The following is an 18820-nucleotide window of genomic DNA, read 5'->3' as shown; positions in this document are numbered from 1 at the left end:
GACGCCCCCGTCCGCCAGGACGGTTTGTTCGCATGAGCACACCCCCCGACGAGCGACTGCGTCGACTGCCCGCCCCGCCCACGTGCGACGTGCTGCTCGGCCACGGAATAGGCACCTTCGACGAGCGGTTGGCGGGCGGCGACCGGACCGCCTCCTTTGGCTGGCACGTGCACTTCAGCACTCTCGGCGAGCGGTCGCCGGCCCCGCCCACGTCTCATGCAGTCTTGGCGTTCGCATGAGCGCTCTTGAGGAGCGGTTGCGGCGGTTGCTGGGTGGCGACGAGACCGCTGGCGGGCACTTGAGCACTCTCGGCGAGCGGTTGCCGGTCCCACCCGCGTCTCATGCAGTCTTGGCGTTCGCATGAGCGCTCTTGAGGAGCGGTTGCGGCGGCTGCTGGGTGGCGACGAGACCGCCTGGCTCGTCGAGCGGGCGCGGCGGCGCCTGGAACAGGGCAGGCCGCTGGCCGGCACCGTCACACTCGCCGCCGCCACCCCGGCCCAGCGCCGCGCCGTCGAAACCCTGCTCGGCCGCCGCGCCGGCACCGGCACCTCGCTGTCGGTCTCCCTCACGGACCTGGACCAGGTGCTGCGCACCAGCGGCGTCGCCCCCGACGGGCTGCGCGAGGCCGTCATCCGCCTGGGCGGCCCGATCCGCGACCTCGCCGCGGAGCGAACGGCCCTGGAGACGGCCTGGCAACAGGCGTTCGCCCGCCTCGACTCCCTCCTCGCCGAGCGGCCGGAGCTGTCCGGCTGGCGTTCCTGGCTGGAGCGCACCGGGGTGGTCAGAAGGCTCGCATCCACCGCCGAGGAGGCACGCCGGCTGCTGGACCCGCTCACCGAGGTCATCACCCGGCTACCGTCACCCGGCCTGCCGCTCGGCCGCCTGGCCGCCGAGACCTGCGGGGATGCCCACGCCCTCGACGAGGGACGCCCGCTGGCGACGCTTGCCCTGTCCGCGGCCCGCGCCCTCGCCGGCCTGCCGTACGCGAGCGAGGGCGGCGCGGACGCCCGCCGCGCGGCCTGGGCCGGGGTCGGCGTCCACCTCGACGACGTGTCCTCCCTCGTCCTCTGCCTGGGACTGCCCGGCGACGACCACACCCCCACCGGACGCGTCCTGAAGGCCGCCACCTCCGCTGGCGAGCCGTCCGTCCTCACCCTGCGCCAGCTGCGCCGCCACGAGACGCCGATCGCCGCCGGCCTGGTCAGGATCTGCGAGAACCCTGTGGTGATCGCCGCCGCGGCCGACGACCTCGGCCCCGCCTGCCCGCCACTGATCTGCGTCGGCGGCCGGCCCTCGGCGGCGGCCTGGCGGCTGCTGGACCTCCTCGCCGCCGGGGGAGCGACGTTCGCCTACCACGGCGACTTCGACTGGGGCGGCATCGCCATCGCCGCCGCCATCCACGCCCGCCACGGCTTCCAACCATGGCGCTTCGACACCCAAGCCTACGAAGCCGCGGCATCCTGCGCGCCGCTCACCGGCCGGCCCTGCGCCACCCCTTGGGATCCGGAACTGGCCCAGGGGATGGAACGGCGCGCCGTACGGGTAGAGGAGGAACTCGTCCTCTCCCACCTCCTCACCGACCTGGCCACGAACACGTAGCGCGTCAAGGGCTGCTGCCCCTGCGCTCGACGAGGGCGCCTGCTCAGGACAGCACGGCAGATCAGACACAACGCCTGCGCGGGCCTACTCCTCGGCTATGGTGGGCAGGTAGATCGTGGTGCCCGATGCTCGTGCGGCCAGCGCGGCCGGAACGCGGGCTGCGACCGTGGAGGAGAGCCGGGCCGCTGCTTCTACGGGGGCGACGAAGGCGTAGTCGTCGAGTTCGTCGTGTTGCAGCGTGAGGTGCAGAGTGTGCGGGGTGCCGCCGTCGAACAGGAAGTAGATGATGGGGCGGCTGCGCGAGCCGTAGGCCGGTGCCCAGTCCACGACCAGGAGCCGGCCGATCTGGAGGTCGAGGCCGAGTTCTTCCTTCAGTTCCCGGGCGCAGGCGACGTCGGGACGTTCCCCGTCATCGACCATCCCGCCGGGCACGAGCCAGTGCGGCCGGTAGTTGGGCTTGACGATGAGGACACGACCTGCCGGGTCGGTGATGAGCGCACCCGTGGCCGCATGCACGGTGGCGAGCCGGGAGTAGTAGATCTCCGGCTCGACGAACGTGGTACGGCGACTGGCCTCAGGTTGATCCGTCATCAACTCGTCAGTAGAAGGTGTGCCTCCTCAGTGTAGTCGCGGACACATGGCGCGTCCCGGTGCGCTTGCAGGCGGCGGCTGAAGTCACGCAGCCGTGGCGCACGACAGCAAGGGCGTGGCGCGGTTCCGCTCGACGAGGACGCCAGCTCGGGTGAGCAGATGGCGATGCGGTGTCGGCTCAGGAGGCCGGCGATCGGCCAGGTACGGCGCATTTGGGCGCGGCGAACTGAGCGCGCCCGCCCTGACGCGCCTTGCGGTGAGAGGTTGTGGGGTTAGGTGCCCGTGCCCGGGCCGGTGACCGGCCAGGTTGCGGGATCGATGAGCGGAAGCTGCTCGGCGCTGCTGGGGGACGGCGGTGACGCGGGACTGCCCTCGCGGATGCCGAACGGGTCGCTGCGGTTGCGGCGCCGCCGGCCGAGCAGCCACCCGCCGATGGCGTCGGCCTGGGCGGCGATAGTGGGGCATGTCGTCAGGGTTGATCCGGAAAAATCCCGTGGCGAGAAGTTTAGCCAGGTCGAACGCCGGAGGCGCATGCATGACCTTGTCGAAGTCGATGAAGCCGAATCCGCCGTTACTGCCCGCGACGACGTTGTCTCAGTGCAGGTCGCCGTGGATGGGCTGAGGATGTAGGAGCTCCTCCTGCCGGCTGGCGAACGTCGGGTAGGTCCGGTCACGCCACAGGTGGCGGGCGACGTACCAGGCGGGCAGCTGCTTGGCCGGGGCCTGCTGCTGCCCTAGCCCGCCGCACTGATCGCGCGCAAGGTGAGTCCGTAAAGCCAGCCAGAACGGGAGCCCCTCGATGGGCCAGGACGTCATCGTGGCGAGCATCCGTCTGCGCGACGATGGTGCCGATGACGCGCGTGCGCCCTTACGCCCTTACGCCGTGGTGGGATGATCCGGAATTGTGGGACCGCTTGCGTCTCTGAGAGGCTGTGCCGGGACTTTACGAGCACGGAGAATATGTATGCCTAACAGGAGTCTTGTGATGGCCACACATGGATTGTGTGTGGGGCTGAAGGGTAACCGCTTGCGATCTTCGAGCCAAATGCCTACGCGCATCAGCATCAGGATGGATGATGTGCTGCCGGCACAGAAGACTGTGACGTAAGAAATAATCGAGGTGTGACTTGCCAAATAGCTTCCTATCGAAGCCCCTGTCGTGAGCATGAGTACTGTCCAATTCCCTCTGCGGATGAGCGTGCGCAAGAGCATGATCGCCACTTCCTCCCGGTTCTGACTGGTTTGAATCCTTTCTCACGCTAGGTCGACCTCTTGGCCTGCGCCAAGCTCTTTGCTCGTCGTTGCTCATGCATCCCACCGGACATACGACCGCAGCATCCTTCTGAGAAAACTTGAGCAAACCTCTTGAAGTGCTCCTCGCCGCGAATCACACTCAGTTCATCACGCCATCCTTCAGGGAGGGACTACATGACACTTAGGTTCATCGGTAAAGATCCGAGCAGCCCTAACGGTGATTCCCCAACCGTCTGGGAAGATACAGAAGCTCAGGAGTACATACTGCAGGGGTATATCGTCACGTCCAGCGCAGCTCTGTACGAGATCGGTGAGGTCCCCGCAGGGGAGTGTGTCATCCGGTTTCCTAAGCGGATGATGCAATTCTTCCCGGAAGTGAATGGGGCAAGTGAAGCTGACAATTGAGCAGTATCTGCAGACCTGTACGGTGTCTGCGGTACATCTCGAGATGCGCGACGGATACATGCAGAACGACCCGGACTACGACGCGTGGAAGAATGGATATCACATCGACCCAGGGGACCGTCGTTCATGGTGGCGTCCGTGGCTTCAGAACATAGTGGACGCAACTTCCCGCGGTGTCAAAGTTCGGCGAGTCAGAATTGTTTCCGAGCCGCTCAGTCAATACATTAGATACGAGTATGACGTCACATTTCCCAATATTCGGGCGGGCGAAGAAATCAGGTGGCTGTCGCGTCGTAAAACCTCGGACCTGGCGTTGCCTGGAAACGACTTCTGGCTCTTCGATGAAAGGTTGCTCCTTATCACGCACTTCAGCGGCGAGGGAGACGTAGTCGACCGAGAGTTGAGCACAGATGTTGGGCTGATCAAGCACGCATCTGATGCCTTCGAGAGCGTCTGGAGACGTGCGGTGCCACACGAGAAGTACAGGCCGGCCCAGTAATTAGTCTTTATGGCGCAGCCTCAATCGTCGGTTATAATGGTCGGGGCTGCGCCATTTTTACTTAAGAGGTCTACCTGTGCCGTCGTCGTCATCTAGTGCAAGGCAGGCGTTAGACACGCTCGCCTTCCGGTTACGTGGGCTTCGTCTTGACGCCGGTCTCACCGGAAGAGACCTGGCAACGCTAGCCAACTGGCACTCGTCGAAGGTTAGCAAAATTGAGCATTCTCGACAGACTCCCTCTGCCGAAGATATACGTCTATGGTGTTTATCGTGTAATGCGGTTGACCAGATCGATGAGCTGGTTCATGCCTTACAGACTGCTGAAGGCATGTTTGTTCAATGGCAGCAACTGGAACGCGACGGCCTTCGACGAGCACAGGAAAGCGTGCTGCCTATATGGGAGAGGACTATGCATTTCAGGATATACTCGTCATGGCTCATACCGGGCCCCCTGCAAACGCAATCATACATCAGGGCCATATTGGGCAGGGTAAAGCATATGCGACATCTTGATGATGATATCGAAGATGCCATACGGGTGCGCTTGGACAAGCAGGCGGTTATTCACCAAAAGCAACGACGCTTTGCGATTATTCTTGAAGAGAGTGTATTGCAATACCCGATAGGTGGCAGTCGGGTCATGGTGGACCAATTGGGCTATTTGCTTTCGGTTGCAACATTGCCTGCGGTCTCCCTTGGAATAATACCTCTGGGGGCGGATCGGTCTCTTGTTGGTCCAGCCGAAGGGTTTTGGATGTTCGACGACAAAGAGGTCACTGTGGAGTTGGTTTCAGGGCATCTCACTGTTACGCAGTCCAGAGAAGTGGCAGCGTATGGTCATCGATTTTCTGCCCTAGCTTCGCTGGCAGTATACGGAAATAAGGCTCGACCACTCATTGCGAGAGCCCTCAGTCTTCTGGAAAGTTAGTCTAGAGCGTTGATGGTCAGCTACGGAGGTTGGAAGTTCAGGCCGGTCTTGGCGGAGAAGCCGTTGCCGGGCGATCTCAGCCCAGAACGCCTCTCCAGCCCGGTAGCCGCTTCCAGAGAACCGCCACTCTCCCACCATCACCGTCGGCCCCTCGCCTGGATCGGGCAGGCCCCGCCGATGCCGAGACTGCTCAGCCTGGTGGTCGGCGCGAACCTGGCAAAGCGCGCCGAGGGTTGTCGAGACCACCGCCACTACACCAGCGAAATGCCGCCGATCCATCTTCATTTCAGGATTGGTGACCGCGAAATCATCGACCGCCACGGACTTACCCGTGATCAACGGCAGCAGGGCATGGCGCGGCATTCCGATGGCATCGGCGAACCAGCACAGCGCGTCGAGCCTTAGTCGCGTGCTGGGGGCAGGCTGTAGCGGCTGACGGCCAGGTACGTCTCCGGCGTCGCCGCTTCAAGGAGCCCCTCGTCGCCTTCCAGGTCGAGTTCTGGCTCCTGGGGACGGCGCAGCAGATCACTCCAGTCGCTTGTCGCTCCCCGCTCGTAGGCGTCGCGGAGCAGGGGACGCAGCCGGGGGCGGGCTTCCTCCTGCAGCTCGCGGAAGATCCGCCGCTGGGTGAGTCGCTGTTCTTCCTGAGCGACGTCGCTGAGTTCCTGGTCATCGGCCGACTGGTCCTGGGCGCGCAACCCCGGGGTGCGCTGGGCGATGGCGAGGTCTTCCTCGTGGAGGCGCTCGCAGGCGGCGAACAGCTTCCGGGACATGCCGAGGTGAACCTCGGTTCCGGGGATGCGGCAGGTGAGGAAATCGTCGAGGCCCATGGAACGGATCCTGGCGCGCAAGGTGTGCCGCTCGGTGTAGGTCGTTGCTCCGCGGGCTTCGGCCCGCATGGCGAGGGTGAGGTCGTCGCCTTCCAGGGGCGTGGTCAGCCCGGAGCGCCGATGACGGGATGCGCGGTGGGCGGGAACGGGCACGGTGCGCAGTTGCGAGGCGGGAGCGGAGCGCAGCGCCAGGTAGGCGAGCATTTGGGCGCGGGCCGCGCCGATGAGCGCGTCGTCGCTGTCGCCGAGACGGTCTTCGAGGTTGCCTGGGCCGACCGCTGACTCCTCGTCGATGTCGAATCCGGCTGGGGTGAGCGGCGGCTGTCCGGGGTGCAGGTCGTGGTCGATGGTGAGGAAGAGGTCGTCTCCGGGTCGCACGGACGCTCCGACCAGGACGGTGCGGTGGGCGTACGAGCTGAGGATCTTGCTGCCGGCGGCCAGTTGCGCCCACCCCTTGCGGAGCGTGCTGAGGCCCACGTCGCCCCCCTTGGCCTCGATCAGCCAGTACAGGCCCTCTGCCTGGTGCTGCCCCCATAGGTCGGGCAGCTTCTCCTTCGGATCCTTGAACGTGTTGAGCAGGGCGGGGATCGGGCCACCAAGTTCGAGGTGCTCGGTCTGACCGAGGCCCAGCAGTGAGCGGCAGGCCCACTCGGTCATCGTCATACCCAGCCGGTAGGCGGCTGCGTTCTTCGCGCTGCGCTCGGTGCCGTGCGCGTACACCGGGTTCAGGGTCAGGCGCCGGCCCTTGGTGCCTCGTACGGGGTGCTGAGGCTTGACGGAGTGCGTGCCGAGATAGGCGTACAGCGGGGAAACCCGGGCGACGAGTTCCCCGTGCGCATACCGCGGCTGATTCTGCAAGTGCGGGGTGACGTCGCGGCCGACCTCAATGGCGGCCTTGATGATCTCCCGCCAGGTGGTGGTCGAGACGTACCAGCCGTCGGTCGCCGGGAACCCGCCCGACCCCGCCCACGGCTTGTGCTTGGCCGTCCGCCACTGCCTCCTGGGCTTCTTCGCAGGCCCGTTACGGAAAAGGACCGGTACGTCGAAGCTGTCGGCGTAGGTGAGCGGTGGCTCATCGGGGACGTGTGCGGGGATCATGCGGATCACTCTGGCACGATTGGATCGCTTCTGGCACGGGATATGGAGTTGCTGGCCGGTTCCCAGGAGGAGCCATTCGGTTGGCCTCGGGAGCGGGTGTGGGGTACTTCAAGCGCAGACCCCTTCGTCCGGTGGGAGGAAGGGCTCTGGGGCACCGAATGGCTGGTCCGGGTCACCTGGGATCACCATCGCATTCCTCGCGGGAAAGCGCGTTGGGCGGTGTCGGACGCGCCACCTCAGACCGCTTTTCTTCCGGCGCCATCCTTCCTCCGCATGACCAGCGTTCACCATCCCCACCCGTGGCGATCTGGGGGAGAGCGACGCCCGATCGCGATGACGGGGGAGTGACCCTCCGTGTGCCGGTTATGCGGCCAGCTTGTGGTCGTATAGTTCGGCGAACTCCGAGGAGTCTCCGGCGGCGCGGCGGAGTGGAGCCAGCTCCTCCAGCGTCCTGCGCGAGCCGCTCACCCTCGCCAGCAACTCCATCCCCTCCGCCAGGGCATCGGCGGTCTCTCCCGAGGCGAGCAGCGCGTTCGCCAGGCATGACCGGTAGTAGAGACGGTTCCGTTCCCCGAGCGACGGATCGGCGAGCAGACGTTGGAAGCGGTCGACGGCGACCAGCGGTCTGCCGAGGACCATCGTGGTCACCCCCTCGAAGTAGGTCAGCACGTTGGGCGTCAGGAACCCGGTCCACTCCGGGTCGTCGTCGTGGCCGCTGCGCTCGATCTCCCGCCAGGCCGTCGCGATCGCCCTGCGGCACGGCAGATGCTCGCCCAGCGCCGCCTGGGCGGTGGCCTCCCGTATCGCCAACAGCGCGTACACCCGAGGCGTCGCCCAGCCGCGCGCCGCGTCCCTTCCCACCGCGACCATCCGCAACGCCTCACGCGCCCGGCCGGGATGACGCCGTGCGTCCCGCACGGCCTGCATGGCCAGATAGGACGCGACGTTCACCCGAAGCTGCTCATCACCCGCCTGGCCCGAATACAGATAAGCCTCGCCGTACAACTGCCGGGCAGCGTCCGGATGTCCGGAGTCGTAGGCGAGCCATCCCGCGCAGAGACACAGCTCCCCGGCCATGGACAACAGCCGGTGCCCGACCGATTCGGTGTAGTCGGCTTCGTCGAGCATGCGCCGTACGCGTGCGAGCCGGCGAAGCGCGGGACCGAGCAGAACGCCACCGCCGATCTGCTGGTCCTGGACCCAGAGACGCCGAATCGTCGCCTCCAGGAATTTGAGATGCGCCACGTCGACCCTGGGTGGAATCTCTGCCGAGCCCCAGCCCATCCCTACGACGAGACCACCGGCCAACACGCCGGCGAAATGCCGCCGATCCATCTCCATATCAGGATTGGTGCCCGCAAAGTCATCGATAGCCACGGGCTTGCCCATGATCAACGGCAGCAGGGCATGGCGGGGCATGTCGATGGCATCGGCGAACCGCACCAGTTCCCGGACGTCGTACAACGTGCCGCGCTCGCCGCGTTCGATGCGGTTGACGGTGCTCTGCGACCAGCCGACCAGGCTCGCCAGCTCCAGCTGGCTCAGCCCCATGGCCGCGCGGACCAGCGCGACGAACGCCGGCAGGTCGCCGCGGGCCAGCACCTCGCGCATCGGGGCCGAGTCCCACAGCCACGCCGGGTTGGCCGGACGGACGCCCCGGCTCGCCCGTAGGCACGGCGCGCACACCGGGTCACGGCTGTACCGGCTCAACCTGGTCCCCCGGCACCCTGGACACAGCCGCACGCTCATCGGCCACCCCTCCACCACCGTCCCAGGCAGGTCACCGTACGGCGGACCAGCCACCACCACCATGCCAACCTGGCATAACCCTGTGTGTTGTGTCGATGACTTTCCGAGGTTGGGTTTCGGCTCCTGCTCCCCGACGCTGGCAGCCGCCCGCGACAGCGGCTCCACAGCCCGGCAGAGGGGATCGGCATGCAGCAACGCATCACCCACGTCTTCACCGTCGTCTCGACCGTGGACCAGGTACCGGTGGCCAGACACGAGACGGTCAAGACGCTCGCCACCTGGGGGATTGACGAGGAGAACGCGTACACCGCGAGCCTGATCGTCACCGAACTGGTCGCCAACGTCGCCGAGCACGCCGCGGCCCACTCGCCCACCGCCACCGTGCTGCTCGCCGCCGACGCCTACTGGCTCACCATCGCCGTGCACGACACCCACCCGCGACTGCCCCGCATACCAGCGGCCCCACACGACGACGGCGGCCGCGGGCTGCTCATGGTCATGCTGCTGACCGAGGAGGCCGGCGGTCGGCACACCATCGAACCGACACCCGAGGGCGGCAAACACATCGTCGTCCACCTGCCGCGCCCTATCGTTCGAGCAGACCTGCGCGAACCTGGTGGCGTGGCGGCAGATGGCCGGGTCGAAACGCACAATGCTGGGCGGTAAGCCGACCCTGCACCCCGGTACGAGAACACCATCTGCCTGGCCGAGGCGATGGAACAGCGTGCCGTACGAGTAGAGGAGGGACTCGTCCTCTCCACCCTCCTCACCGACGTGGCCACGAACACGTAGCGCGTCAAGGACTGCTACCGCTGCGCTCGACGAGAGGGCGCGGCTCAGGACGACACGGAAGATCAGGTGGTGTCGCCTCAGGAGGCGAGCTCGCCGGGCCGGCACCGTCAGCCTCGCCGGGAAGGTCGTGCTGGCCGCGGAGATGCTCAACGGCCGGCGGGTCACCGACCGCATCGAGGAACGCACCCTGATGTTCTTCGACCCGGTCACCCGCCAGCTGCTGCGCACCCGGCCCAACCCGATCCCCTGGGACCGGGTCCGCTATCTGCGTGACGCCCGTCCGGCCGGGCCGCCGCCGCGCCCGTCCCGTGAGCCGATCACCGTGCAGCGGGTCGCGAGCAACAGCGGCGTGATCATGGTGGCGGGGCAGAAGGTGGCCCTGGGCCGGATCCACGCCCGCCGGATCGTCACCGTTCACGTCAGCGACACCACCCTGGCCATCGAACTGCCCGACGACGTCCGCATCGTCCGGCGCACCACCACCCAGGCCGTCCGCAACATCAAAGCCGCAGCCCGGCTCAGGAAGGTCACCTATGTTTTCTAGGCCACCTGTCAAGCATGTGCTGGGACAGAACCGTCAAGCATCTCGTGGGACTCGACATTGGGCTCGATATTGGATCCGACGCGCTGGGCCCGGTACAGATGGGGCCCGACACTCGGATTTCCCCTCGCGTTCGACATCAGCTTTGACGACAAGAGTCGGATAGCGGACGCGCAGGAAGCGTTTAGGCCATGATCTAACTTTGGCTCCGGGATGACTCGCTGGGCGGCGGCTTCGGAACTGGCATCACGCCGGGGCAGGAGAGCTGCACCTGGTGCTGCCGCCGAGCCGCACGCCGCAGGCCAGCTCGACTGCAGCCTTTGCCTGATTTCAATGCAGGTAGAGCCGATCAGCGAAGGCTCCACGCTGAGCGCGTTTTGCCTCCCCAACCTGCTCGACGTCCTGCCATGAGTGTCCATGGACGTCCGCGATAGCGCGAAGCACCTCGAGGACATCGGCGAGCTCTTCGAGGTGCTTCGCGCCGGTAGCCTCAGCGAGTTCGGCAGCTTCCTCCGCCAGCTTGGCCTGAAGAGCTTTGAGGTAGGCATCTTCGCCGAGAACTGAGACCTTCGGCTCTCTGCCATCTCGAGGGATGTTGTCAGGAATCCTGTCACGTACTAACTTGCCCACGGTCAATCCCTCCCGCGTGGATCCGGCCGACGGCACCTAAGCTCGACGGAGGCGGTTGGACCCAGGGCCGCTCGTACTGATCGACTCATCAGCTGTCGGCTGAGACACCGATGCCCCAGCGGGGCGATCGGCCCTATCCCACTGCCGACGCGTGAACGCGTGTATCCACAGACCCGGCCAACCTACGGCCCGTGGACAGTGTCGACCAGCTACGCGACCAGTAACCCGCGAGGCGGGTCAGATGCGTTGGGGCGCGGGTGTAGCCGTCCTGTCCGCACCTACTACCTGACACCTACACCGAGTCGCGGACACGAAGACCAGTTAGCGTAATTCGACGCTAGGCAGGCGCTGGGCAAGGTCGTCGGGAGTGACGGGGTAGCGGCTATTCTTGAGTTGGCGATAGGACCTTATAGCGCGCTCAATCTGCGCGCGGGAGCTTGGAGCCAAGTGAACCAAGAGTAGTTCATATAGCAGTTGGGCGTTCTCTTTTGCCGTGATCATCTTGCCCTTGCGAGCTCCGTCGGGCGTTTCGAGCCAAACAGATGAGAAAGGCGCAGCTATTATGCGCCAATCTAACCGCTCGAGGCGATCCAGCAGAGTAGGCCAATTGATTAGATTTTGCTCGATAATGTGGCGAGCGGCCTTAACGACCTGCATCTGTACGACCGGGCGCATGAAGGCATGACCCTCACCATCGCGTCCTTTAGGCGCGCGAAGTTCGCGCGGCGCAGAGCTTGCCAGATAACGGTTACGCAAGTCGCCGCATACAGCTAGGAGCTCATCGACGCGTTGAACGATGATGTCGTAACTTTCGTCGAGTACTTCATCTGTTGCGCGTTGGGAGATATGATTCATGCTCGAATCCAGACCGAAGCCGAGCTCGGTGAGAAAATCATATAGCACGCCAATTGTCGTCCACGCAGTGCCATTGACACCCACCGAGCGGCCGGCTAGGCGTAGCTCACCATCGCTGCCCTGCTTGCTGAAGACTTGCACGACATCATCACGCTTGAGGAACGCATGTTCATCTAGCAGGCGCCGAGTAAGTATCGCGAAGCCGTCATCCTCGTCCAGAGCGATGTTCTCTCCTGCAGTCGTCTTGACGGCATTGCGATTAATATTGGTGAAGAGTCGCCGTGTGCGGCGCCGCCCTTCTGCATCGTCGAAGTGCGGAACGACAATTACGTTGATATCCTCCCGGCCAAGCTCGGGATCACGCTTTACGGCATCTTTGATGGCGCGGAGCCGATGCTGGCCGTCGAGTGCGAAAAATTGGTGCGTTCCATCGAATGTTAGAACTCCAAAATTTCTGTCCATGCCATCAAGGACTCCGAGATTCTCAACGCTCTTCTCTATTTCAACGGGTATATAGTTTGGTTCACCGCCCCATACCGCCACGATAATTGCACCAAGAAAACGGTTTTTGTTCGTAAGAAGATAGTTAGTGATCTCCGTTGTGCGAACGCCGACGCCCCGCTGGATCATGGTTCCGAGGTCTTTGTTCCCTCCGAGCTCATGGGCGAAGTTGATTTCGCGAGCAACTGCGGCATAGCTCATGAGGCATGAGTAGTAGGTCCAGTTGCCCACTCGCGCCTGAAATGCCGGGACTACAGTCTTGGACGGCATGGCTGCTTCCTTTTTCTGACGTGCCGAGTTGGTCAGGATGCCCAGGCTGAGCGAGCGGAACCCATGCGTGCTCGGATCTTCGGGCGCCCGCGGTCATTGAGCGGAGGGTTGAACAAACGGATGAGCCGCTTTTCCAGGTGTTCAATCTTGTCGCGGTTATCGACTATTGCACACCAGAACTCCAGCGGTCGGAGAGACAGATAACGACTCAAACGTTCTGGCCGCGTGACTGGTTCAGGTCTAGTCCAGAGCTCTTCAGGGTTACCGCGCATATGCGGGCGGTAGTCCTTGTAACGCTGACGGATAGTGTTACTTCGGCTATTGGCGCCGCCGGCCTGCCCGATATAGAGGACTTGAGGGAGATTTCCTTGCCCGGGGCGATCGGCAACGTCGAACTTGAACGATGGCTGCCATACAAACATGTACAGCCCGGGCATGGGCGGCAAGGCGTCAGCGAGGCCATCTGTCGCGGTGAAAACTTCCCAAGGCTTAGCGTATTGCCGAAGGTCCTCCTGAAGGACCTTGCACGCTTCTCCGTCGAGCATGCGCAGCAGTCCCCACTCCAGTTGCAGTGCCGGACTGTCCTCCTCGCGGTATCGCTGGACGATCTTGTTGAAGGCAGCCAGAGACGTCATGCGTCGGTCCCCATGCGCAGGCTATGGCGCGTGGAGACCGTGTCGCAGGCATTGCCGACGGAGAGTTTTCCCATGGTCACAAAATGCCCGATCCGCAGCACTTTGTCCATCCGATTCAAGCATCTTGGCCGAGGACGTTTTGTCTATAAGATGCTCAAAGGTGACATACCACGCAGGCGGCAGAGTCCTCATCCTCATCGAGAGCGTCTGAGAGGACCTCTATGAGAGGCAAGTTAGGCCTGGAGCGCTTGGCCGCACGTTCCAAGGCGGCCTCGTGCTTGGCCTCGATCTCCCCTCTGCGAGCCAGTAGCTCGTGAAGCGATTCGCCCTGGGACCATGTGTAGTCGCGGCCCTGCATCGCCGTGTGCTGATAGCGCACTTTCTCCTCGTACTCGACGGCGCGTTGGAACAGGTCGGGGTGGCGGTCCGCTAGACCTACCCATTCGTGCTTGCGCTGGAAGAAGCAGAAGTAACAACCGGATCGGGTTCGCCATTCATAGTACGCCGGAAGACCAGTGCCAGCTTCGTCCAGAATTCGATTGACGCCTTCTCGGTCGATTCCGTCCTCACGGAAAGGGAAAACCGCTTTGATGTTGGGCTTGGTGCTCACGTAACCGAGTCGATTCTCGTCGGACCGAATTGCGACGTAAGATATAGCCGGCTCTTCGCCCAGCCATTCTTCTAACGGTTTGATCTTTAGGTTCTTAGTACACCAGCGCATCTGTGGGCTCGGCAGCGTGCCTTGGTATACCTCCATCCAGTGATCAAAGTCGCGGCTCGCGTTGAGGCGAACGATCCCCTTGCCGAGGGCGGCTTCGAGAAGGTTTAGGTAGTCGTATGTCTCGGGCAGCTCGGCGCCCGTGTCGCAGAAGAAGTACTCCATTTCCGGAACTCGATCACGCATGTAAATGGCCAAGGCGGAGGAATCTTTTCCGCCGGAGAGACCCAGAACGTGTCGGGCACCGCCGGATATGTTGGAGGGTGCTGTGGCTGTCACGAAATTACCTTCAGGTTAGGGGTAGCCTGGCTCAGTTGTCGATAACGGAATCTTGCGCCCCAGAGTGAACTAGGCTTTGGGCTAGTGCGGCGAGCAGAACCCGCCCGCCATCGGGGCCTAGCTCGGAATTAGCCTGTCTCAAAATTGCGTCGGTGAAGGATCTGACCGTCTCCTGAAGGCCATCTGGTATGTAGGCTAAGACCCTATTCTCGTATCCCTCTGGGGTTGTTACGGTAACAAGTTGCGTTTGTGCTGTTCCGGTGTCATCGCCAAGGTGAGCTGCTTGATACAGATGACTGACGCGATCGAGTGAACGTGCCGTCTCTAGAGCTTGACGCTTAAATGCATCAGCTTGCGCGTCTGTCCAATTATTCAGAGCGGTCCCCGAAATGCGGATAACTAGAGGGTCTAGCCAGTCTTCGTCCGTCAGTACGTCATTGAGGGCAATCGAAACTAGTCCCTTAAGCTGAGATTCCAGCATAGTGTCTGCGAAGCCGCGGGCGCGGGCGGCCAGGTCCTTCCGTAACGTAGGCAGATCGGCCGAAAGGCGAAAGGACTCAGCCAGGTTCGCGATGACCCCTGCTCGCAAATCATTCGTGATGGCGGACAGCTCCGTCAGGCTTGAACTGAGGCGTTGTACGTAATCCTTGGCGCGCGTCTCATCACGCGGTTCGTTCAGGGTGATGGGACTCAGACCGACGGCTTTCGGCAAGGCAGAGAAGACCATGTCGTCGGGATCACGCGTGCGAATGAGCGCGTCGCGTACGGCTGCTGCTTGTTGACTAATGTTCCTTGTTTGCCGCCCATACGGCGTCAGGATTCTTGCGTAATCCAAGAGGCCTCGAGCCAGCGACAGAAGTGCGATGTTTCGACGACTGCCGCGAGAGGGGGATTTAGGGCTCGGGATGGAAAGTGCCTCTGCGAGTTCGCTGAGCACGAGCTGGCGCTGACCTGTTGTGCTCGGGGTCGCCTTGACGGAGAAGCGGCTGGGTGCCTTGATAAGTCGCTCGACGATATCTGCCGTGAGCCGAGGGCGGTAAGTACCTTCCTCGAAGACGGCGATGTCTTGAGAGCGAAGTAGGAGAGCTGTAGTAACCACGAGGGGAACTACGCCTGCCTTGATGCCATAGGGCGGCGCCATCAAGATTCGCAAGACCTCGTCTAGGGATGTCTCATTCGACGCTATGGAAAGGCTTTCGTTTAGGGCATCCCAAGCCGGCGCTAAAGGGTCCTCGGAGCTGGGTTGGATGAAGCCGAATTGAACCAGTTCCGTCTCGCTGGTGCTGGTGTAGGGACCGTGCAGTCCCATATAGGCAAGGGCGCCGCTGTACATCGCCCGTTCAGGGCCGTAGCCCTCGATGCCGAGGAATTCCTCACCTGGGTGCGCGACCATAGCAAGGAGCAGCTCTCGGCGTGCTTTGGCGCCCTGGCTGGTCAACTGATGGCGACCGAGCATCTCATTGCGGACATGGGGGGTGTGGTCGTAGACCGACTCGCACACCAAAGAGACCACTCCGGCAAGGCTACGCGCGGTTAAGGGCACGTCCTCGCGTATCAAGTATGGGTGCCCGGCTTGTGGCCGCATCAGGTGCCAAGTGGTGCCGGCGCGAGTGGGAGTGAACGCTTCGGAGATAGTGGAGGCAAGGTGGGCGGCTGCCTGTCCGGTGCGTTCGATGACTTCTCGGCGAGCGACGGCGTCGAGGGTCCGATTGCCAAGGAGCTCCTCCAGAGCGAGTAGCTCCTTCCCAGCCTCCAGGACGGCCTCAGCCTGGTCGGTCATACCGATGGCTGCTGGTAAGGACGATTTGATGGAGGGAACGCTGGAAGCCTCGCCGAGGTGGAACAGAAGCAAGCCGTCTGCCGGATCTTCGATCTGCGGGCCACTCACATCCTTAGAATTGGCTGTGGAGACAGTAGTGACGAAGTGGCGTAGCATGCCTGTTTGCTGACTATGCCGACCCGCAACTACCGCTCCAGGAATTCGGCGGGTGAGGAGTTGGATAACTGCATTATCAGTGCACTGGTCCCGAATCTCATCGAGTCGCGTCTTGAGATCAATATCTGTGCCCTGCCAGATGCGATATTCATCGCTGAAGTCTCGATAAACTAGAAAGCCTTTATCGACGAGTTCATCTATGCGTTCTAATAACGGCAGCCGCTTGTTGGTGTCCTGAGTGTCGGCAGGGTCGGTGAGCGCGAAGAGCACCATGTCGGCGCTGGCGCGTAGCGCGCCGGATGAATCAATCAGATTAAGGAGGCCCACGGTCTTTAGGACCTGCTTATCCTCATTGGAAAGGCCGTGGGCTTCGCTGATTCGAAGATCTATTTCGATCCACCGGCTGGCATTGGCTGAGGCGAGGACTGTTGTTCGACCAGATGCCAGGAAGTAATCGTATAGATGAAATAGTCGAACAGTGGACGCTTTAGTTGCGACGTGCGCGCTATGGGTCGTTAGGAACCGGCGAACTGTGTGAGGTTCGTCGCCCGCGAGGAAGCCGGAGAGGCTGCGATCGTTCTGTCCGACCTGGGCGGCCAGCAAAGGTGCAGCAAGCGCAGTCAACGGATGCAATGGGTAGAGACTCGCGAATAGTTGCGAGTCGCCTGGCAGGACCCCTTGAAGCCCACGATCCGGCCATAATGAATGAGCGGCTGCTGCCTGCTTTTCAATCAAGCCCATTCCACTGGCGGACACGTCGCTCTGGATGAGACTTTGTGTAATGAGATGGACAGCATCGCCGAGGTGGGTGTTGAAAGTAATATCCTCGAATCGGCCTTGGATCTTAGCCCATTCGCGACTTTGTAAGGTAGTCGACCGTGATGCGTAATCTAGAAACGACAGATGCTGTAGTGTAACAATGTGCAGCGGTAGACCTGACGTGCCAGCTCCAAGCTCTGCGAGCTCCTGAAGCAGGAACAGATCATCGTTGGCGTTGGCGAAGTCTCTGTGACTAGCCAAATGTTCTAAGGTTTTGCCGAATTCATCAATTATTATTAGGAGCGGCTGCTTTGCTGAGCAGAGCGCTTTGACGACATCGAGCAGTTCTGCGCTGCTGCTACCTGGCGTGCTCAAAGCGTCCATCGCGGTGGACACGCGTGCGGGTATCTTGCGCGAAGGCCAGCGCCGGTCAATCCCTGCGCGTAGTGCACGTGTCAACGTGGTAACCAATGCCTCGCGCCGGGCGGTTGCTACCGCACCGATGAATCCTTGAGGAGCGCGGTCTTCTCTAGCTTTCTCTAACCGGCGAGCCAATGATGGATTCGCGGACTCTACGAGGTTGACCGCTTGCTCTCGCCTTTTCGTGTTTACGCCGAGGAGAGCGTCGAGGAGGAGCGCTAGGGTAGATTTACCCGAGCCGTATGGTCCCGTTAGTGACCAAGCGCGTGTGCGCCTTGTGTCTTCAAGAGCTGCGAGTATCCGTTCAAGGGTGTCTGTCGCCCTAGCGCCAACGTATAGGTCGGGCAGTTGCGGTTCTTCCAGGTCGCGCTCAAGATTGGTAGAGCGCAATGGTGGAATGGCAAGCCGAATGCCAGTGGGTACCTGCACTTCGGCTACGCCTTGGCTGGTCACGCGATCTCCTCCGTGAGAACAAGCTGGTCAGACGGCCGGCGTCCCTTATTTAGGACCTTGGCCAACGCGGGGTACTGGGTGCGCCACTCTGACGGCGTAGGGAAATCGCCTCTAACGCGGATCCCGCCGTAGTGTGCGTCAAGGATGTCCCACGCCAGGTTGCTCGGGTCGGAGGAGAAGACAAGGCTGCGTTGCCCGACCGCGTTGGTAATTTTAAGTTGTGGATTTAGTGCGCAGGCCTCTTCGAGCACCGAAGTGAGGGCGGGTTCCCCCATTCGGAACGCCCGTCCTGGGCCGCCTGGTTCGTTGGCGAGGCGAGCGAGAGACACCGTGCGTGCGGTTGGATCATAGCGAGCGGCGTAGTCCAGGCATGCATAAGCAGCTACACGAGCTGGCAACGACGTGCGGGCATTGCTGGTGAATCTCCATGTACGAGGAGAACCCGGTGATGATTCCACCGACTCCAGCAGCCCGAGTTCCCGAAACGGGCAATCCAGCAAGTCTTCGAAGCTTCCGGGCGACCCGGATGCGGCTTTGCGGGGAGCGTACATTTTGGTGAGGCAGTCGACGTCCTTAGCGATGGAGGCAAGAGCCGGCACCTCCCAGCCAGCGTTGCGCACCAAGCCCACGACGAGGTCTGTTAGTTCTGCTTCAGTGAACCGTGAGTTCGGTAGAGCATGGAAGGCCACCCACCAAGTAGGAGCCAGACAATCAGGAGACAGAAGCCACCAGTGGAGGAGCCATAGGCTACCCGGATCTTCAAGGTAGGGGTCAGCTCCGTCCTCATCCAGCAGCCAACGAGCCTCCCACGTCGGTGAGGCTGCGTTGGCTCGTGAAGTCCCTCCTGCGGCATGCTCCGCGGTAAGTTTGAAGGCCTGCGCCCAGTATCGAATTGCGTTGACCATATTCTTGCCCACGCCGAGTGTCACGGGCGCTTCCTTATGCAAGAAGACTCTCGAATCATTGCTTACTTGGCTGTAAGCCTTGTGAAGCCAGCCGAACCGCGGGGCAAAGGTTTCGTGTCTTGCGAACGAGAACACTGCTGCATCCGCAAGCTTGGTCTCTGACATTGTTATTA

General features: G+C 62.5%; 17 protein-coding genes and 1 pseudogene. 7 read left to right on the top strand and 11 right to left on the bottom strand.

From position 1 onward, the window contains the following. The first annotated feature begins 32 nt into the window (after positions 1 to 32). Complete coding sequence (locus tag AB0H21_RS31960) at positions 33 to 239, top strand: hypothetical protein (RefSeq protein ID WP_358524134.1); 207 nt, start codon at positions 33 to 35, stop codon at positions 237 to 239. Between the two features lie 121 nt (positions 240 to 360). Further along, positions 361 to 1599, top strand: a complete 1239-nt coding sequence (locus AB0H21_RS31955) for a TIGR02679 family protein (protein WP_358524132.1) — start codon at positions 361 to 363, stop codon at positions 1597 to 1599. 84 nt (positions 1600 to 1683) lie between these two features. Here the strand turns inward: AB0H21_RS31955 and AB0H21_RS31950 are convergent, their stop codons facing one another. The 3 genes and pseudogenes from AB0H21_RS31950 to AB0H21_RS31940 all read right to left on the bottom strand — a co-directional run bounded on the left by AB0H21_RS31950 (position 1684) and on the right by AB0H21_RS31940 (position 3006). After that, the gene (locus AB0H21_RS31950; protein WP_358524130.1) at positions 1684 to 2190 is read right to left on the bottom strand and encodes an NUDIX hydrolase; all 507 of its coding nucleotides are present in this window, start codon (positions 2188 to 2190) and stop codon (positions 1684 to 1686) included. Positions 2191 to 2274: 84 nt separating this feature from the next. Beyond that, positions 2275 to 2772, bottom strand: a pseudogene (locus AB0H21_RS31945) (hypothetical protein); the annotation flags it as partial. 12 nt (positions 2773 to 2784) lie between these two features. Continuing rightward, complete coding sequence (locus tag AB0H21_RS31940; RefSeq protein WP_358524127.1) at positions 2785 to 3006, bottom strand: hypothetical protein; 222 nt, start codon at positions 3004 to 3006, stop codon at positions 2785 to 2787. A gap of 826 nt (positions 3007 to 3832) precedes the next feature. Between AB0H21_RS31940 and AB0H21_RS31935 the strand changes: the two genes are divergently transcribed. The 3 genes from AB0H21_RS31935 (at position 3833) to AB0H21_RS31925 (ending at position 5681) form a co-directional block, all read left to right on the top strand. Next, entirely contained in the window at positions 3833 to 4348 is a 516-nt protein-coding gene (locus AB0H21_RS31935) for a DUF6879 family protein (protein ID WP_358524124.1), read from the top strand. Between the two features lie 76 nt (positions 4349 to 4424). After that, positions 4425 to 5276, top strand: coding sequence for a helix-turn-helix transcriptional regulator (locus tag AB0H21_RS31930; RefSeq protein ID WP_358524121.1), 852 nt, complete (start codon positions 4425 to 4427; stop codon positions 5274 to 5276). A 9-nt stretch (positions 5277 to 5285) separates the two neighbouring features. Beyond that, positions 5286 to 5681, top strand: a complete 396-nt coding sequence (locus tag AB0H21_RS31925; protein WP_358524118.1) for a hypothetical protein — start codon at positions 5286 to 5288, stop codon at positions 5679 to 5681. Here the strand turns inward: AB0H21_RS31925 and AB0H21_RS31920 are convergent. Together AB0H21_RS31920 and AB0H21_RS31915 are read right to left on the bottom strand one after the other, a co-directional pair. Further along, positions 5678 to 7204: a hypothetical protein gene (locus AB0H21_RS31920; protein WP_358524115.1), complete on the bottom strand. Its 1527-nt coding sequence runs from the start codon at positions 7202 to 7204 to the stop codon at positions 5678 to 5680. The two genes, AB0H21_RS31925 and AB0H21_RS31920, sit on opposite strands and share 4 nt — an antisense overlap. 363 nt (positions 7205 to 7567) lie before the next feature. After that, on the bottom strand, positions 7568 to 8815 hold the full coding sequence (locus tag AB0H21_RS31915; protein WP_358524112.1) for a helix-turn-helix transcriptional regulator: 1248 nt from the start codon (positions 8813 to 8815) through the stop codon (positions 7568 to 7570). Positions 8816 to 9139: 324 nt separating this feature from the next. Between AB0H21_RS31915 and AB0H21_RS31910 the strand changes: the two genes are divergently transcribed. Together AB0H21_RS31910 and AB0H21_RS31905 are read left to right on the top strand one after the other, a co-directional pair. Next, complete coding sequence (locus AB0H21_RS31910) at positions 9140 to 9619, top strand: ATP-binding protein (protein ID WP_358524109.1); 480 nt, start codon at positions 9140 to 9142, stop codon at positions 9617 to 9619. A gap of 253 nt (positions 9620 to 9872) precedes the next feature. After that, positions 9873 to 10289 carry a hypothetical protein gene (locus AB0H21_RS31905; RefSeq protein ID WP_358524106.1) on the top strand — a complete coding sequence of 139 codons (417 nt, stop codon included), beginning with the start codon at positions 9873 to 9875 and terminating at the stop codon, positions 10287 to 10289. Positions 10290 to 10616: 327 nt separating this feature from the next. Here the strand turns inward: AB0H21_RS31905 and AB0H21_RS31900 are convergent, their stop codons facing one another. The 6 genes from AB0H21_RS31900 to AB0H21_RS31875 form a co-directional block, all read right to left on the bottom strand. Then, on the bottom strand, positions 10617 to 10916 hold the full coding sequence (locus tag AB0H21_RS31900; protein ID WP_358524104.1) for a nucleoside triphosphate pyrophosphohydrolase: 300 nt from the start codon (positions 10914 to 10916) through the stop codon (positions 10617 to 10619). A gap of 321 nt (positions 10917 to 11237) precedes the next feature. Beyond that, positions 11238 to 12542, bottom strand: coding sequence for a DNA sulfur modification protein DndB (locus tag AB0H21_RS31895; protein WP_358524102.1), 1305 nt, complete (start codon positions 12540 to 12542; stop codon positions 11238 to 11240). A gap of 32 nt (positions 12543 to 12574) precedes the next feature. Beyond that, positions 12575 to 13177 (bottom strand): hypothetical protein, encoded by a 603-nt coding sequence (locus AB0H21_RS31890; protein ID WP_358524099.1) that lies wholly within the window; start codon positions 13175 to 13177, stop codon positions 12575 to 12577. A gap of 154 nt (positions 13178 to 13331) precedes the next feature. Next, a complete protein-coding gene (locus AB0H21_RS31885; RefSeq protein ID WP_358524096.1) occupies positions 13332 to 14174 on the bottom strand; it encodes a phosphoadenosine phosphosulfate reductase family protein in 843 nt (280 codons plus the stop codon). Between the two features lie 31 nt (positions 14175 to 14205). Beyond that, positions 14206 to 17742, bottom strand: a complete 3537-nt coding sequence (locus AB0H21_RS31880) for an ATP-binding protein (RefSeq protein WP_358524093.1) — start codon at positions 17740 to 17742, stop codon at positions 14206 to 14208. Further along, positions 17739 to 18812: a DUF4007 family protein gene (locus AB0H21_RS31875; RefSeq protein WP_358524090.1), complete on the bottom strand. Its 1074-nt coding sequence runs from the start codon at positions 18810 to 18812 to the stop codon at positions 17739 to 17741. The genes AB0H21_RS31880 and AB0H21_RS31875 overlap by 4 nt, the downstream gene beginning before the upstream one ends. Positions 18813 to 18820 lie beyond the last annotated feature (8 nt).

This window comes from Sphaerisporangium sp. NPDC051011, assembly GCF_040653595.1.
Taxonomy (GTDB): Bacteria; Actinomycetota; Actinomycetes; order Streptosporangiales; family Streptosporangiaceae; genus Sphaerisporangium.
The sequence above is the reverse complement of the archived record's forward strand: the minus strand, read 5'-3'. Positions and strand labels throughout refer to the sequence as shown.